Here is a 15,765-nt window from a genome sequence, read left to right as displayed (position 1 = left end):
GTTTCCCCGTGCCCGAACGCCAGATCCGCCTGCTGGGCGATCCCGTCCTCAAGACCCGCTCAGAGCCGATCGGCACCATCGACGCCCGGGTGCGCAGCCTCGTCGAAGACCTGGTGGACAGCGTGAAGCTGCCGGGCCGGGCCGGCGTTGCCGCGGCCCAGATCGGCGTGAACCTGCGTGCCTTCAGCTACAACATCGACGGGGACATCGGCTATATCCTCAACCCGGTTCTGGTGGAGCTGGCGGGGGAGCCGGCGATGGTCGACGAGGGTTGCCTGTCGGTGCCCGGCCTGTGGTACCCGACCAAGCGCTACCCGTTCGCCAGGGTTACCGGCATCGACCTGGCCGGCAACCCCGTCGCGGTATCCGGCGAGGGCCTGATGGCGCAGGCTCTGCAGCACGAGACCGACCACCTCGACGGGCTGCTCTACCTGGACCGGCTCGACAAGGAAAACCGCCGTGCGGCGATGAAGGAAGTGCGCGAGTCCGACTGGTTCTAACCTGTAGAGGTTGTAGCCGACACAGACGAACGAGCTGCCCCGCTGTAGCCGGGCAGCTCGTTCGTGTGTGCGCGCCTAGTCTTGTGCGGTCTCGCGCACCGGCACGGCTGCCGTCATCGGGTTCGCACCGTAGAGGTTCTGGATCTCGGCGGCGAAGTCCCGGAGGATCACGTCCCGCTTGATGCTCATCTTCGGCGTGAGGTAGCCGGCCGCCTCGGTGAGTTCGATGGGCAGCACCACGAACTTGCGGATGGACTCCGCCCTGGACACCGTCTCGTTGGCGTGGTCGATCGCCCGTTGGACCTCGGCAAGGACCTTCGGGTGCACCGACGCGTCCATGAGGGACATCCCGGCGTCTTCGTGGTTGTTGTTCAACCAGACCGGCAACATCTCGGGGTCGAGGGTGACCAGCGCCGCGATGAACGGTTTCTGGTCGCCGACCACGACGACCTGGCCGACCAGCGGGTTCGACCGGATCGGGTCTTCGAGGGCTGCCGGAGCGACGTTCTTGCCGCCGGCGGTCACGATGATCTCTTTCTTGCGCCCGGTGATCGAGAGGAACCCGTCGTCGTCGAGGGCACCGATATCACCGGTCTTCAGCCAGCCGTCGTCGAAGACGGCGGCGGTGGCTTCCGGGTTCTTCCAGTACTCGGTGAAGACGTTGACACCCTTGACCTCGATTTCACCGTCGTCCATCACCCGCACCGAGACACCGGGCAGCGCCGGGCCGACACTGCCGATCTTGGACTTGGTGGCCAGGTTCACCGTGGCGGGGGCCGTGGTCTCGGTCAGGCCATAGCCCTCGAGGATGACGATGCCCAGGCTGTGGAAGAAGTGGCCCAGGTGAGCACCGAGCGGCGCGGAGCCGGAGACGGCGAATTTGACGTTGCCGCCCATCGCGGTGCGCAGCTTGCTGTAGACCAGCCTGTCGAACAGCGCGAACTTGATCTTCATGCCCAGCGGGATCCGCTCGCCGGCCTCGACCAGCTTGGAGTGCGCCACGGCGACCTCGGAGGCGGCCTCGAAGATCTTCCCCTTGCCGCCGGCCTCGGCCTTCTGCTCGGCGGAGTTGTAGACCTTCTCGAAGACCCGGGGGACGGCGAGGAGGAAGGTCGGCTTGAAGCTGCCCAACGACGGCAGCAGCTGCCGAGTGTCCGGCTGGTGACCCACCCGGACGCCACCGTGCACGCAGAGCACCGCGATGAAGCGGGCGAAGACGTGCGCCGTGGTGATGAACAACAGGGTGGATGCGCCGTTCTCGTCGGTGAGAACGGGCTTGAGGGCGATCCCGGCGTTGCGGCTGGTCTCAACGAAGTTGGCGTGGCTGAGCACGCAGCCCTTGGGCCGGCCGGTGGAGCCTGACGTGTAGATCAGGGTGGCGATGTCGGAGCCGACGGCCAGACGACGGCGTCGCTCGATTTCGGCATCCGGAACATCGACGCCCCTGGCGGCGAGCTTGTCCAGGTCGCCCAGGTCGATCTGCCAGACCGTCTCAACGTCGGGCAGGTCGGGGTGCACCTCATCGAAACGGGCGAAGTGGTCCGCGGTCTCCACGATCAACGAAGTCGCGCCGGAATCGCTGAGGATCCACTGCACCTGGCTGGGCGAACTCGTCTCGTAGACCGGCACGAGCACCGCGCCGGCGAACCAGACGGCGAAGTCGATCAGGGTCCATTCATAGCGGGTTTTGCAGGTCAGGCCGATCTTGTCGCCGGGCTGAATACCGGCGGCGACGAACCCCTTGGCCAGGGCGACGACCTGGGCGTGGAAGGCGGCGGTCGTAACCGGAAGCCAACCGCCGTTCTCGGGCCGGGAGAACAGAACCAGCTGCGGGGTCAAGGCGAGACGGTCGACCAACAGGTCGGTGACGTTCGCGTTCGGGTCTGAGGGAACGACGGCGGGCTCATCGAACTGTTTCACGGTAACTCCTTTGGCACCGGACGGGTAAGTGCGACCACTCTAGCCGCTGAATCGACACGAACCTGCGATTCTCCCGGCGGCGTAGTCATTTACTACACTCTAGGGGGTGCCTTGCGTGGTCGATCAGGTCGCTGCGTGCCCCGTTCCCTTTTTGAGCCGACCTGAAGAACTTCCTGTTGCTCCACCAACGAAAGGTGCGCTCGTGCACGCCATTGGGATTGACATCGGCGGAACCAAGATCGCTGGTGCCCTCGTCGACGAATTCGGAACCATCATCAAATCGGATCGTCGACCGACCGACGCCGCGAACCCGAGCGAGATCGAAAACGCTGTCGTGGAGATGATCAAGGATCTCTCCGCCGGCGAAGACGTCATCGCTGCGGGTGTCGCCGCTGCCGGGTTCATCGACGCCGCCCAGTCGACCGTGTACTACGCCCCGAACATCAACTGGCGCAACGAACCGATGCGCGAGAAGCTCGAGTCGCGCCTGTCGCTGCCGATCATCGTCGAGAACGACGCCAACGCCGCCGGATGGGCCGAATTCTGCTTCGGCGCCGGCCGCCTGTACAGCGACATGGTCACCCTCACTATCGGCACCGGCGTCGGCGGCGCCATCGTCTCCAACGACCGCCTGTTCCGCGGTGGCTTCGGCGTGGGCGCCGAGCTGGGCCACATGCGCGTCGTTCCCGACGGCCTGCCCTGCGGCTGCGGCGCGCACGGGTGCATCGAACAGTACGGCTCCGGCCGTGCGTTGGCCCGCATCGCCAACGAGTTCGCGGATGCCGGCGGCATCGGCCTGGGCCTGGCCGCCGCCCGTGGCAAGCGCGGCAAGCTCACCGGCAAGGACATCGGCCGACTGATCCAGGACGGCGACCCAGGCGCCCTCGCGGCGCTGCGCCAGTTGGGCACCTCGCTCGGCCAGGCCTGCGCCAGCCTCGCCGCGGTGCTCGACCCGCAGGTGTTCGTCTTCGGCGGCGGTGTCGCCGCGGCAGGCGAGCAGCTCCTGGAGCCCATCCGCACCGCCTACCTGGCCAACCTGCCAGCCCGCGGCTATCACCCCGAGGCAGAGTTCGCGATCGCGGAACTCGTCAACGACGCCGGCGTCGTCGGTGCCGCCGACCTCGCCCGCCGACACGTCACCGGTGAGTAGGCTGGCTGTGTTTCTCCACCGCGTGTTGCGCGACTGCGCCGGCCGGCATCCGCTTATCTAAGGACACCGATGTTCTACTGGTTCATGAAGAATGTTGTGGCCGGACCGCTGCTACTCGGCCTGTTTCGGCCCTGGGTGATCGGGCTGGACAACATCCCCAAGGAGGGCGGTGTCGTTCTGGCGAGCAATCACCTGTCCTTCATCGACTCGGTCTTCCTGCCTCTGGTGGTGCCGCGCCGGGTGGTCTTCCTCGCCAAGAGCGAGTACTTCACCGGCACCGGCCTCAAGGGCTGGGCGACCAAGCAGTTCTTCAAGGCCACCGGCCAGCTGCCCATCGACCGCTCCGGGGGCAAGGCGTCGGAGGACTCCCTGAACACCGGCCTCGCGGTCCTGAACGGCGGGGGAGCTCTCGGTATTTATCCCGAGGGCACCCGCAGCCCGGACGCCCGGATGTACCGGGGTCGCACGGGTGTGGCCCGCATGGTGTTGGAGGCGGGCGTCCCCGTCATCCCCGTGGCCATGATCGACACCGAGAAGGCCATGCCCACCGGCACCCGCATCCCCAAGGTGCGCCGGATCGGCATCGTCATCGGGGAGCCGCTGGACTTCAGCCGGTTCGAGGGAATGGAGGGTGACAGATTCGTGTTGCGCTCCGTGACGGACGAGCTGATGTACGAACTGCGCCGCCTCAGTACCCAGGAGTACGTCGACGTGTACGCCACCAGTGTCAAAGAGAAGCGCGCCAGCCTTTCACGCTAGGCTCGAATATCGTTCATCCCAGACCCGCGCTCGTGCGGGCCGCATTAGAGAAAACAGGCTCAGTCCCGTGGTAGACCCCACCGAACCGGTTGTAATGGCAGACAAATCTGTGATCGCCGGACTGGACTATTGGCGCACCCTTCCCATCAAGCAGCAGCCGGCCTGGCCGGATGCCGATGCCGTCGCGGCCGCCTCCGCCGAGCTGGCCACCCAGCCGCCGTTGGTCTTCGCCGGCGAGGTGGACATCCTGCGCGACCGCCTGGCCGAGGCGGCCCGCGGCGAGGCCTTCCTGCTGCAGGGCGGTGACTGCGCCGAGACCTTCGGCGGCGCCACCGCGGAGCAGATCCGCAACCGGGTGAAGACAGTGCTGCAGATGGCTGTCGTGCTCACCTACGGTGCGTCGATGCCCGTGGTGAAGATGGGCCGCATGGCCGGTCAGTTCGCCAAGCCCCGCTCCAGCGACTTCGAAACCCGCGGCGGCGTCACCCTGCCGGCCTACCGCGGCGACATCGTGAACGGCTACGACTTCACCCCGGAGTCCCGCGAGGCCGACCCCGACCGGCTGGTGAAGGCGTACCACACGTCGGCGTCCACCCTCAATCTCATTCGCGCCTTCACCCAGGGCGGCTTCGCGGACCTCCGCCAGGTGCACAGCTGGAACCAGGGCTTCGCCAAGAACCCGGCCAACCAGCGTTACGAGGGCCTGGCCAAGGACATCGACCGCGCCATCAAGTTCATGATCGCTTGCGGGGCCGATTTCGAGGCCATGCGTCGCACCGAGTTCTACACCAGCCACGAGGGCCTGCTGATGGACTACGAGCGCCCCATGACGCGGATCGACTCACGCACCGGAACGCCGTACAACACCTCGGCGCACTTCGTCTGGATCGGCGAACGCACCCGGGAGATCGACGGCGCCCACGTGGACTTCCTGTCCCGCGTGCGCAATCCGATCGGCGTCAAGCTCGGCCCGAGCACCTCGATCGACGACATGCTGCGCCTGATCGACAAGCTCGACCCGAACCGCGAGCCCGGCCGGTTGACCTTCATCACCCGGATGGGCGCCGGCAAGATCCGCGACGCCCTGCCGCCGCTGCTCGAGGCGATCAAGGCCAGCGACGCCATGCCGCTCTGGGTCACCGACCCGATGCACGGCAACGGCGTCACCACGCCCACCGGCTACAAGACCCGTCGCTTCGACGACGTCGTCGACGAGGTCAAGGGCTTCTTCGAGGCGCACCGCGCCGTGGGGACGCACCCCGGCGGCATCCACGTGGAGCTCACCGGCGACGACGTCACCGAGTGCCTCGGTGGCTCGGAACACATCGACGAGGCCGCCCTGGCGACCCGCTACGAGTCGCTCTGCGACCCGCGGCTCAACCACATGCAGTCGCTCGAACTGGCGTTCCTGGTCGCCGAGGAGCTCGCGGCCCGCTAACCCGCACGACCAGCACCACCGAGTTGCCCCGTTCCGGACGAGCTGCTCCCGTATCCCGGGGCAACTCGTCCGTAGCGGGGCATCTCGCATCTGACGCCAGCAGGAGACGGTAGGTCTAGCCGAAGGGGTTGGTGGGGGTCAGGGTGATGGAGCTGCCCTTGGCCGCGAGGGTACCTGCCGCCGGATCCGTCGACTTGATGCTGATGATCGCCGCAATGGCATCCGCGGCCAGGTTGTAGTTCAGCTTGAAGCCGAGGTCGGTGAGCACCTGCTTGCCCTCGCTCCAGGCCATCCCCACCACATTAGGGATCTCCACCGGCTCTGGGCCGCGGGACACCGTGAGGATGAGAGTCGAGCCTGCCCGAATCGGACCCTCCTCGGCAGCGGCGACCGAGATGACGTCGCCCTCTGCGATGGTGTCGCTGTAGGTTTCCTCGCCTGCTGTGGCGACGAGGCCCTTGTTTTCGAGGATGCTGACGGCGTCATCGAGCGACTCCCCACCGACGTCGGGGATGGGTCCGAGCGACACCACGAGATTGACGTTGAGCCCCTCGAAATAATCACCGCCCGCCGAGATGTCGCTGCCGTCGCTCTCCCGGCTGGCCGAGAGCACCAGGCCCTCCTCGACGTCGCCGTTGAACACCTCGTCGACCTCACCGGGAACGGCCTTCGCTTCGGCGATGGCCGAGGCGGCGGCATCCGCGCTGAGACCGGCCAGCGGCGGCAGCGTGATCGGCGCGGGTCCCTGCGAGACGTTGAGGGTCACCGTGCTGCCCTGGGCAACTCGGGCCCCGTCGCCGGGGTCGGTGCTGACGATCAGCCCGGCCGGGATCTCGGTGCTGTATTCGGTGCCCTGCTCGGCGACGAGGCCGAGCCCTTCGAGTGTCGCCGTAGCCTCCTCCGGGCTCACCGAAACCAGGGAAGGAACCTGGACCTCCGAACCTGGACCGGCACCGAAGTACCAGCCGACACCGCCGGCCAGGGCGGCCAGGAACACGATCAGGGCGAACAACCAGTAACCCCGGCGGCGGCGCTTCGTGGCACTGCCCGCGAGCTGGGCGGTGTTGTCGGGTTCGTCGTCGTCTGCTGGCGTGACTGCGGCGGCGGGCGCGACAGCCAGAGGGCTGCGGCCGAGGATTTGGGTTTCGGCGTCGGCCGATGCGGCCGCGATGCCCCGGGGGAGCACCATGGTGGCCTGCATGGCTGTGTCGCCTTGGGGCCTCACGAGTTTTTCCACGTCGAGAAGCTGGTCGAGCATCACTCTGGCATCACGGGGACGCTCTTCGGGGTCGCGTGCCGTCGCCCAGAGCACGAGTTCGTCGAGCTCGGTGGGAGTGCCGGGCGCGACCAGGCTGGGCATCGGCACGGTGTCGTTGGCGTGCTGGTACGCCACCTGCATGGGAGCCTCACCGACATACGGCTGCTCGCCCGTGAGCATCTCGTAGGTCATGATGCCCAGGGCGTAGATGTCGCTGCGGGCGTCGGCGATGCCGCGGGTGACGAGTTCGGGGGAGAGGTAGGCCACGGTGCCGAGCAGGGCCTGACCGGTGGCGGTGTTGTTGTTCACGGCGCGGGCGAGCCCGAAGTCACCGATCTTGATGCGACCGTCGTCAGCGAGCAACACGTTCTCAGGCTTGACGTCCCTGTGCACGATGCCGGCCTTGTGTGCGGCTGCGAGACCCGAGAGCACCGCCTCGAGGATGTCCATGGTCTGCTCGGGCGTGAGCTTGCCGTAGTCCTTGAGCAGGTCACGCAGCGTGATGCCGGGCAGGTGCTCCATCACCAGGTAGGCGATGTCGGCATCCTGGCCCTGGTCGAACACGTTCACCACGTTGGGGTGGGCGAGTCGGGCCGCGGAGCGGGCCTCCTGGATGAAGCGACTGCGGAACGCGTTGTCGTCGGCCAGGTGGCCGTGCATGATCTTGATGGCCACCCGGCGCTCGAGGCGCAGGTCGGTGGCGAGATACACGGTGGCCATACCGCCGCGGGCGATCCGGGAGCGCACCTGATAGCGGCCGTCGATGAGACGGCCGATCATGGGGTCTGTGGGGCTTTCGGTCACCCGATGAGTCTACGGAAAAGTCGGGCGTTCCTCTGGACGGCCCGCAGCGCGGCGTGACACGATTCGGTCACTGATCCTTCGGATCGCCGGTTTCAGCCGAGGTCGGCAAGCCAACTGCGGGCGGATGCTTCCCAGTTGGCGTAGAGGTCGGGGTGTCCGGACAGCTGAACGGCCTGTGCTGCCTGGGTGACCGTCATGGCCTCCCAGCCCGGGATGTCCAGGAGTCCACGGGTGATGCCGGGGTTCGGGTTCACCGATCCGCCGAAGAAGGCCCGGGTGGCCCGCTCCGCGTCCATGACCTGCTCCTCGGTGCCCCAACCGGAACTGGGGCGCTGCTGGAAGAGGCCGAGCGAATCGCGGTCGCCGTAGTCGATGTTGCGCATGCCGGATTCCTGCGCGGCGGCGGCCAGAGCCACGACGAGGGCGGCATCGCTCGCGCCGGCGTCCCGTCCGACGGAGATGATCAGGCGGGCGTTCGCGGCCATGTCCGCTGTGAGGGGCGTCACGGTACCGCGGGCCGGAGCGGGTGTGATGACCACGGCGGGGACAGCGTTGAGGACCGGTGCGGTGCTTGTGGGTGCGGGGCTCGCGGATGCGGCGCCGGGGAGGGTCAGCACCTGGCCGGGGTAGATGATGCTCGAGTAGCCCAGGCCGTTGGCTTCGAGGATCGCCTGCACCGAAACGCCGGCGCCGGTGGCGACCTTGTCCACGGTGTCGCCGGCCACCACAGTGTGGCTGCCGGGCGTCGAGGCCCTGACAGTTGTCGAGGCGACCGTCGTGACGGGGGCAGCGGCCGAACCGGAGGCGGGCAGCACGATGACCTGGCCGGGGAAGATGATGCTGTTGCGGCCGAGACCGTTCACGCTGAACAGGGCGTCGGTGGGCACCCCGTGGGCGGCCGCGACGCCGCTGAGCGTGTCGCCGGACTTGATGGTGTACCTGGTGAGTTCGGTCGCGACAGGGGCAGGGGTGGCGGCGACGGCGATCGGCGCCGTGGACAGGGTGAGAACCTGGCCGGGGAAGATCACGGCGGACCAGCCCAGCCCGTTCAGGGCCAGGACCGAGGCCGTCGACAGGCCGAACTTGCCGGCGATGGCGCTGATGGTGTCCCCGTCGACGACGGTGTACTGGCTGGGTGCGGGCGTCGCCGTGGCCGGCTGAACGGCCTGCGCCGGCTTCACGGCGACCTGCGGCACCGTGGTGCGGCTCTTCAACGGCTTCTTGAGGGCGGTGGCGGCCTGGGCCGGTGATGCCAGGTTGAGCACGATCGCGAGGGTGCTCACCACAACAAGGGGAATGCTGGCGAAGGCGCCGATGGACCGCCGCATTCCGGTCGGAGCCGGACGGTGCCGTGCTGAGCTGGTCTCGACGGGGGAGTCCGGTCGGACCGTCCCCGTTTCGATCTTGCTGGCTCTAACCGACATGACGCTCCGCTCGTTGACTACTCGTCGACAGCTGTCTCCGTGAGAGCTGACGTGTCCTCAACGCTGACACAGATGGAATGCCGAGTCAATTAACCACGCGGGTACGCCGCAGGAAGTGTCAGGAATTGGCGACGAAGCAGGGGTTTGTCGGCGATGACGAATCATGGGAAGCTTGAGGAGTGACCGAATCGTCTTCTGTTCAAACATCCGCCTCCGGCCCAGACTGGCTCGACATTCCCGACCTCGTAGAGGTCCTCGGTATCAGCCACAGCCGGGTTCGGCAGCTCATCGAGGACAAGCACCTGCTGGCCGTCCGCCGCGACGGCAAGGTCAGCGTGCCCGCCTCCTTCATCCGTGACGGCGCGCCGGTCGGTGAGCTTCGCGGCACCCTGATCGTGCTCGCCGACGACGGTTTCACCGACGACCAGGCCATGGAGTGGCTGCTCGAGGTGGACGACAGCCTCGGAGTTCCCCCGATCGACGCACTTCTGGCCGGCCGCAAGGCCGAGGTCCGTCGCGTCGCTCAAGCCCTGGCCTGATCGCACTTTCGATCCACGCCCCCGCGCCCCGTCGTTAGACGAGGTGGCGGGGTGCTGAGACACGCGCCGCGCTACTAGAAGACGCGCCGCGTCACCGTCCCGGCAAAGTCGGTCAGCTCTGCCGCGACCCCGGCCGCCACGTCCGAACCGGTCAACGCCTCCAGCGCCTGGCCGACGTTCTGCTGGATGAGGGTCTCCACCCTGTCGACGGCTCCGCTGTCCACGATGATCTGTTGCAACGACAAGATCTGATCCGGCGTCAGGTCGGGCCGGCCGAGCAGCCGGTCGACGGTGTGCAGCGAGGACGTGTCCAGGCGCTCCCTCGCCAGAGCGATCAGGACTGTGCGCTTGCCCTCGCGCAGGTCGTCCCCGCTGGGCTTGCCGGTCACTGCTGCGTCCCCGAAGACTCCGAGCAGGTCGTCCCTCAGCTGATAGGCGATGCCGAGCGGCAGGCCGAAAGCACGCAGGGTGTCCAGCTGGTCGTCGGTGGCTCCAGCGAGAGCGGCGCCGATCACGAGGGGAGCCTGAACGCTGTACTTGGCCGATTTGAAGATGATCACCCGCACGGCGCGGTCGAGGAGCTCCGCCTCCGGCTGGGTGAGCCAGGCGCGTTCCTCGAGGATGTCCAGATACTGGCCGGCCGTGACCTCGGTGCGCATCAGGTTGAACTCCCGCCGCGCGCGACGGGCGCTGACCCGGTCGGGGGCGTCGTCGAGGCCCTCGTCGAGTAGCTCGTCGCTCCAGCCCAGCAGGAGGTCGCCGAGCAGGATCGCCGAGGCCCGGCCGAAGTCACCGGGGCTGCCCGCCCACCCTTCGGCGCCGTGCAGGCTCTCGAAGCGGCGGTGAGCGGATGGCGCACCGCGGCGGGTGTCGGAATTGTCGATGATGTCATCGTGCACGAGCGCCGCGGCGTGGAAAACCTCCAACGCCGAGGCGACCGACACGATGCCTGCGGTCCCGCCCTGCACACCGGCGGGAGCGCCCGCCGCAGGGTGCCCGGGGGAGGCCGTAACGCTCTGCCAACCGAGGTGGGCGAACTGGGCCCGGAAGCGCTTTCCGCCGCTGAGAAACTGCCGTGAGAAGTCGACCAGCACAGCCAGGTCGCCGCTGATGGTCGTCACAATTGACTCACGCGTATTGATGAATTCGTCGATACGAGAATGAACCAGATCGACCAGTCGAGTGCTTTCGGTCACCTGCCTAGCCTAGCCATCTCGGCGGGACTAGAATTAGGGTCTAATCCGCTCGATCCCCAATTGGAGGAATGAGATGCCGCTTTCAGAACAAGAGCAGCGACTCCTCGAAGAGATGGAGCGCAGTCTCTATCACAACGATGCCGAATTCGTGGCGAGCGTTGGAGGCACCCGCCTCCGCCCCAACTACCGTTCTATTGTGCTCGGAGTACTCGCCGGCGTCGTCGGGATAGCGACTCTTGTCGCCGGTGTCGCGGTGCAACAGCTGTGGCTGGGTATCGTCGGATTCATCATCATGTTCGGAGGTGTGCTCCTGGCCATCACGCCTGGCCGCACAGCTCGGGCGACGAGGCCGTCGTCCAGCCAGCCCCGCCGTCCGGCTCAAGCTCGCAGCCAGCAGGGCTTCATGGACAAGCTCAATGACCGCTGGGACCGTCGACAGGACGGCCAGCAGTAATCACTCAGCAGTAATCACTCAGCAGTAACCACTCAGCAGTAACCAGCAGCGCCCGCCCTCACCCAGACGGCGGGCGTTCTGCATTCCCCGGCTCCCGGCTCCCGTCGCCCGCCACCCCGAACCCTCCCTTTTCACCCACTTCGTCTCACCAAATAGGACCGGCCACCAGGTCGGTCCATTTTTGCGCCCAAAATGTCCCCAAACGGCCCCAAAGCGTGGGATTTTCCTCCACCCAATGATTCCCAGTGTTTTCAGGGAATAATCAAGCAAGTTCGCAGCAATATCGCGCGTTTTCCAGACGCGGTGGTTGATAGTGGAGTAAAGTGGAGCAACACCTGACCTTGGCCGGAAGAGAGGGGTGATGAATGTTCCTCGGGACCTATGCCCCCAAGCTCGACGAAAAAGGACGCGTCATCCTGCCGGCCAAGTTCCGCGAGGAACTCTCGACCGGCATCGTCATGACGCGCGGCCAGGAACGGTGCCTGTACGTCTTCACCTCGCGTGATTTTGATGAGGTGCACGAAAAGATCCGCCAGGCGCCCATCACGAGCAAAGAAGGGCGCGACTTCTTTCGTGTCTTCCTGTCCGGAGCCAGCGCCGAAACACCCGACAAGCAGAACCGGGTGACCATCCCCGCCAACCTCAGGGCCTACGCGGGCCTGGGCCGCGACCTCACGGTGATCGGCGTGGGCAACCGCGTGGAGATCTGGGATACCGAGGTCTGGGACCTCTACCTCATCGAGCAGGAAGCCTCGTTCGCCAACATCACGGAGGAGGTGATTCCGGGACTCTTCTAGCTCCTGGTTCCTGACTCCCAGCCGTTGCCCTCCTGACACACTTCCCCGGTGCCAGGCGGAACGGATGGGGATCAGGCTCCAGGATCCGGCCCCGGCAGCCATGAACAACAACAACAACGACACGAACAACGAGATGAACAGCGACAAGACCCCCGATGCCTCGGCCGAACGGCCGCAGCTCAACGAGATCCACACCCCGGTGCTGCTCGAGCGCAGCATCGAGTTGCTCGGCCCGGTCCTGGCCGCGCCCGGCGCGATCCTCGTCGACGCCACCCTCGGCATGGGCGGTCACGCCGAGGCCATGCTGACCCGGTTCCCCGGTCTCACCCTGGTGGGCCTGGACCGCGACCTCGACGCCCTGGCCATCGCCGAGGAACGCCTCAAGCCGTTCCGAGACCGCATCCACCTCGTGCACACCGTCTACGACGGAATCCTCGACGCGCTGGCCGGCCTCGGTATCAGCGAGGTGCAGGGCATCCTCTTCGACCTCGGCGTCTCCAGCATGCAGCTCGACCAGGTCGAACGCGGCTTCTCGTACTCCAAGGATGCTCCGCTGGACATGCGCATGGACAGCACGTCGCCGCTCACCGCCGAGCGGATCCTCGCCGACTACAGCGAGGGCGACCTCCGCCGCATCTTCCAGGAGTACGGCGAAGAGAAACTTGCCGGCCGATACGCCAAAGCGATCGTGGAGGCCAGGGCGACGACCCCGTTCGTGCGATCCGCCCAGCTTGTCGAGGTGATCACCAAGGTCACTCCGGTTGCCGTGCAGCGCATGGGGCACCCCGCCAAGCGGGTCTTCCAGGCGCTCCGCATCGAGGTCAACCAGGAACTGGCCGTCCTCGAACGCGCTATCCCCGCCGCGATGGAGGCGGTGGCCGTCGGCGGCCGCATCGTCTCGATGGCCTACCAGTCGCTCGAAGACCGCATCGTCAAGCGGATGTTCGCTGCCGCATCGCAGTCGAGCGCCCCTGCCGGCCTCCCCGTGGAACTCCCGGAGCACAAACCGCTGTTCACCCTGCTGATCCGGGGCGCCGAACTGGCCTCCGAAGAAGAAAAAGCCATCAACCCCCGTGCAACATCGGTTCGCCTGCGTGCCGCCGAACGACTGAGGAGAGCCGAATGAGCGACAACCTGGCCCGGGTGCTGACAACAGAACCGCTGCGCCCCGACTTCACCGAACGCAGCGGCGCCGACGAACGCCGCCACATCGAGATCGTGAGCCCCAGCACTCACACGCGTCCCCGCGTCGTCTACGCGCTGTCGGCGGTGGCCTGTGTCGGTGCCGTCATCGTGGCTCAGCTGTTGCTGAGCGTGGGGATCTCTCAGGGTGCCTATGAGATCTCGGCCCTGCGAGCCAGCCAGGTCGAACTCGGCCGCACCGCCGACAGCGTGAGTGAAGACCTCATCCGCGTGTCCTCGCCGCAGAGCCTCGCCGCCAACGCCGAAGCACTCGGCATGGTCAGCAACTCCACCCCGGCCTACCTGCGGCTGTCCGACGGCGCCGTTCTCGGGGCGCCGACCTCCGCCAGCGGCGGAGCGGCCGGCGCCGCCAGCCTCGTTCCCAACTCCCTGCTCACCGGGGTTCCCCTCGTCACCCAGCTGCCCGCCGGCGGCCAGGGAACCAGCATCGCCTCCGGCGCGCCTGCCGCCGGAACCGCCCCTGCGGCGGTTACGGTAGCCGACGGCCTGCCGTCGCCGACCACTCGATAGACACGGCAGTCCGATACGGGAGGACCACCACGTGGCGAGAACACACATGTCCAGCAAGCGCAGGATCGCGGCGACCATCGTTGTGCTCGTCGCCATCATCGGCGTGTTCGTCGTTCGCCTCGTCGATATCCAGGTGGTGCGCGCTGACACCCTCAGCGCCGACTCCCTCGGCAACCGGTCGGTCGAGAGAACCGTCTACGGCTCGCGCGGTGAGATCCTCGACGCCAACGGCGTGGTGCTGGCCGGGACCGTGATGCGGTACGACGTGGCACTGTCGCCCAAGAACGCCTCGCCGTTCACCCGCACCGTCGACGGGGTCGAAACCACGGTGCCGCTGGCACAGTCCGTGGCGGACATCGGCGCCATCGTGGGTATGCCCACCGAGAAGGTCCAGGCCCTCATCACCGAGGCCCTCGCCGACAACCCTAAATCGGACTACGCGCTCGTCGCCAGGCAGGTCGGCGTCGATGCGTTCCGGGCTCTGTCCGCCCTCGATATCCCGTGGCTCACCTTCCAGCAGAACCCGGGCCGGGTCTACCCCAACGGCGCCGTCGCCGGCAACCTCGTCGGCTTCGTCTCGTCGGCGGGCGAGGCTCAGGCAGGCCTGGAAGTGGGCCAGGATTCCTGCCTCGCCAGCAACAACGGCTCGGAGACCTACGAGCGCGGCGCCGACGGCGTGCGGCTGCCGGAAAGCACCGTGACCACCGAGCCCGCCTCCGACGGCAGCGACGTCATCACCACCATCGACTCCGACCTGCAATTTTTTGTGCAGAAGGTGCTCGCCGAGCAGGCCCAGAAGACCGGAGCAGCGTGGGGCAACGTCATCGTGCAGGAGGTCAAGACCGGCAAGCTCGTCGCCGTGGCCGACTACCCGAGTGTCGACCCCAACGATGTCAGCGCCACGACCAACCCAGAGGATCGCGGCTCCCGCGCCTTCACGGCCTCCTACGAGCCCGGCTCCACCTTCAAAGCCCTCACCGCGGCATCCGTGATCGACGCCGGCGTGGCGACGCCCGAATCCCAGGTCGTCGCCCCCTACCGTTACCTGCCGGAAAACGGCGCCAACATCAATGACAGCTCATCACACCCCGACCTCAACCTCACCCTCACCGGGGTACTGATCGAGTCGTCCAACACCGGCACATCGCAGTTCGGCGAGCGTCTGACCAATCAGCAGCGCTACGACTACATGACCAAGTTCGGGGTCGGCACCGAAACCGAGACCGGCTTCCCCGGCGAAGACCCCGGCATTCTGCACCCGGCCGACGAGTGGGACAACCAGACCCAATACGCCACAATGTTCGGCCAGGGCCTGACCACGACGGCCCTGCAGGTGTCGAGCATCTACCAGACCATCGCCAACGGCGGCGTCCGGATGCCCGTGCAGCTGGTCTCCGGCTGCCGCGCCGCAGACGGCACCCTCACCGACGTTCCCGCGGCGGAGGGCACCCAGGTCGTGTCAGCCGAGGCGGCCCGCGACACTGCGGACATCCTCGAAATGGTGTACCAGAAGGCCTGGCTGGCCGACACCTGGGAAATCCCGGGCTACCGGGCCGCCGCCAAGACCGGTACCGCACAGATGCCAGACGGCAACGGCGGGTACTCCAAGGGCTACCTGGTATCGGTCTCAGGCTTCGCTCCGGCCGACGATCCGCAGTACGTCGTTTCGGTGAGTCTGGCCGACCCTGTTAACATGAATTCGTCAGCAGCCCCCGCTCCGGTCTTTCAAGAGGTCATGAGTCAGGTGCTGAAAAAGTACCGGGCAGTTCCCTCGGGCGCCGCCGCGCCTGATCTCCCCGGTACCTGGTAAGAA

General features: G+C 66.9%; 14 protein-coding genes. 10 read left to right on the top strand and 4 right to left on the bottom strand.

The features are described from left to right. Positions 1–8: 8 nt before the first annotated feature. On the top strand, positions 9–500 hold the full coding sequence (gene def, locus E3T19_RS13165; RefSeq protein WP_088456043.1) for a peptide deformylase: 492 nt from the start codon (positions 9–11) through the stop codon (positions 498–500). A 75-nt stretch (positions 501–575) separates the two neighbouring features. Here the strand turns inward: def and E3T19_RS13160 are convergent, their stop codons facing one another. Continuing rightward, complete coding sequence (locus E3T19_RS13160; RefSeq protein WP_088456044.1) at positions 576–2,420, bottom strand: long-chain fatty acid--CoA ligase; 1,845 nt, start codon at positions 2,418–2,420, stop codon at positions 576–578. 202 nt (positions 2,421–2,622) lie between these two features. On the opposite strand from E3T19_RS13160, the gene E3T19_RS13155 reads away from it, so the two are divergent. The 3 genes from E3T19_RS13155 (at position 2,623) to E3T19_RS13145 (ending at position 5,767) form a co-directional block, all read left to right on the top strand. Then, on the top strand, positions 2,623–3,570 hold the full coding sequence (locus E3T19_RS13155; RefSeq protein WP_088456045.1) for an ROK family glucokinase: 948 nt from the start codon (positions 2,623–2,625) through the stop codon (positions 3,568–3,570). A 69-nt stretch (positions 3,571–3,639) separates the two neighbouring features. Then, complete coding sequence (locus tag E3T19_RS13150) at positions 3,640–4,329, top strand: 1-acyl-sn-glycerol-3-phosphate acyltransferase (protein ID WP_088456046.1); 690 nt, start codon at positions 3,640–3,642, stop codon at positions 4,327–4,329. Positions 4,330–4,423: 94 nt separating this feature from the next. Further along, positions 4,424–5,767, top strand: coding sequence for a class II 3-deoxy-7-phosphoheptulonate synthase (locus E3T19_RS13145; protein ID WP_088456047.1), 1,344 nt, complete (start codon positions 4,424–4,426; stop codon positions 5,765–5,767). 115 nt (positions 5,768–5,882) lie between these two features. Here E3T19_RS13145 and pknB read toward each other — a convergent pair whose 3' ends face one another. After that, the gene (gene pknB, locus E3T19_RS13140; RefSeq protein WP_134409047.1) at positions 5,883–7,829 is read right to left on the bottom strand and encodes a Stk1 family PASTA domain-containing Ser/Thr kinase; all 1,947 of its coding nucleotides are present in this window, start codon (positions 7,827–7,829) and stop codon (positions 5,883–5,885) included. A 92-nt stretch (positions 7,830–7,921) separates the two neighbouring features. Continuing rightward, positions 7,922–9,253, bottom strand: a complete 1,332-nt coding sequence (locus tag E3T19_RS13135) for a LysM peptidoglycan-binding domain-containing protein (RefSeq protein ID WP_240632445.1) — start codon at positions 9,251–9,253, stop codon at positions 7,922–7,924. Between the two features lie 179 nt (positions 9,254–9,432). Between E3T19_RS13135 and E3T19_RS13130 the strand changes: the two genes are divergently transcribed. Continuing rightward, positions 9,433–9,792 (top strand): Rv2175c family DNA-binding protein, encoded by a 360-nt coding sequence (locus tag E3T19_RS13130; RefSeq protein ID WP_103431709.1) that lies wholly within the window; start codon positions 9,433–9,435, stop codon positions 9,790–9,792. Between the two features lie 74 nt (positions 9,793–9,866). On the opposite strand, the gene E3T19_RS13125 is transcribed toward E3T19_RS13130, so the two are convergent. Continuing rightward, positions 9,867–10,988 (bottom strand): polyprenyl synthetase family protein, encoded by a 1,122-nt coding sequence (locus tag E3T19_RS13125; protein WP_088456051.1) that lies wholly within the window; start codon positions 10,986–10,988, stop codon positions 9,867–9,869. A gap of 73 nt (positions 10,989–11,061) precedes the next feature. On the opposite strand from E3T19_RS13125, the gene E3T19_RS13120 reads away from it, so the two are divergent. The 5 genes from E3T19_RS13120 (at position 11,062) to E3T19_RS13100 (ending at position 15,762) form a co-directional block, all read left to right on the top strand. Then, positions 11,062–11,442, top strand: a complete 381-nt coding sequence (locus tag E3T19_RS13120; protein ID WP_088456052.1) for a DUF3040 domain-containing protein — start codon at positions 11,062–11,064, stop codon at positions 11,440–11,442. A gap of 365 nt (positions 11,443–11,807) precedes the next feature. Next, positions 11,808–12,239 carry a division/cell wall cluster transcriptional repressor MraZ gene (gene mraZ, locus E3T19_RS13115; RefSeq protein WP_088456053.1) on the top strand — a complete coding sequence of 144 codons (432 nt, stop codon included), beginning with the start codon at positions 11,808–11,810 and terminating at the stop codon, positions 12,237–12,239. A 133-nt stretch (positions 12,240–12,372) separates the two neighbouring features. Next, entirely contained in the window at positions 12,373–13,365 is a 993-nt protein-coding gene (gene rsmH / locus E3T19_RS13110; RefSeq protein ID WP_088457976.1) for a 16S rRNA (cytosine(1402)-N(4))-methyltransferase RsmH, read from the top strand. Further along, positions 13,362–13,952: a hypothetical protein gene (locus E3T19_RS13105; protein ID WP_088456054.1), complete on the top strand. Its 591-nt coding sequence runs from the start codon at positions 13,362–13,364 to the stop codon at positions 13,950–13,952. The genes rsmH and E3T19_RS13105 overlap by 4 nt, the downstream gene beginning before the upstream one ends. Positions 13,953–13,983: 31 nt before the next feature. Further along, positions 13,984–15,762: a penicillin-binding protein 2 gene (locus E3T19_RS13100; protein ID WP_240632446.1), complete on the top strand. Its 1,779-nt coding sequence runs from the start codon at positions 13,984–13,986 to the stop codon at positions 15,760–15,762. Positions 15,763–15,765: the final 3 nt, after the last annotated feature.

The sequence above is a fragment of the Cryobacterium sp. TMT4-31 genome (genome assembly GCF_004403385.1).
Taxonomy (GTDB): Bacteria; Actinomycetota; Actinomycetes; order Actinomycetales; family Microbacteriaceae; genus Cryobacterium; species Cryobacterium zongtaii.
The sequence above is the reverse complement of the archived record's forward strand: the minus strand, read 5'-3'. Positions and strand labels throughout refer to the sequence as shown.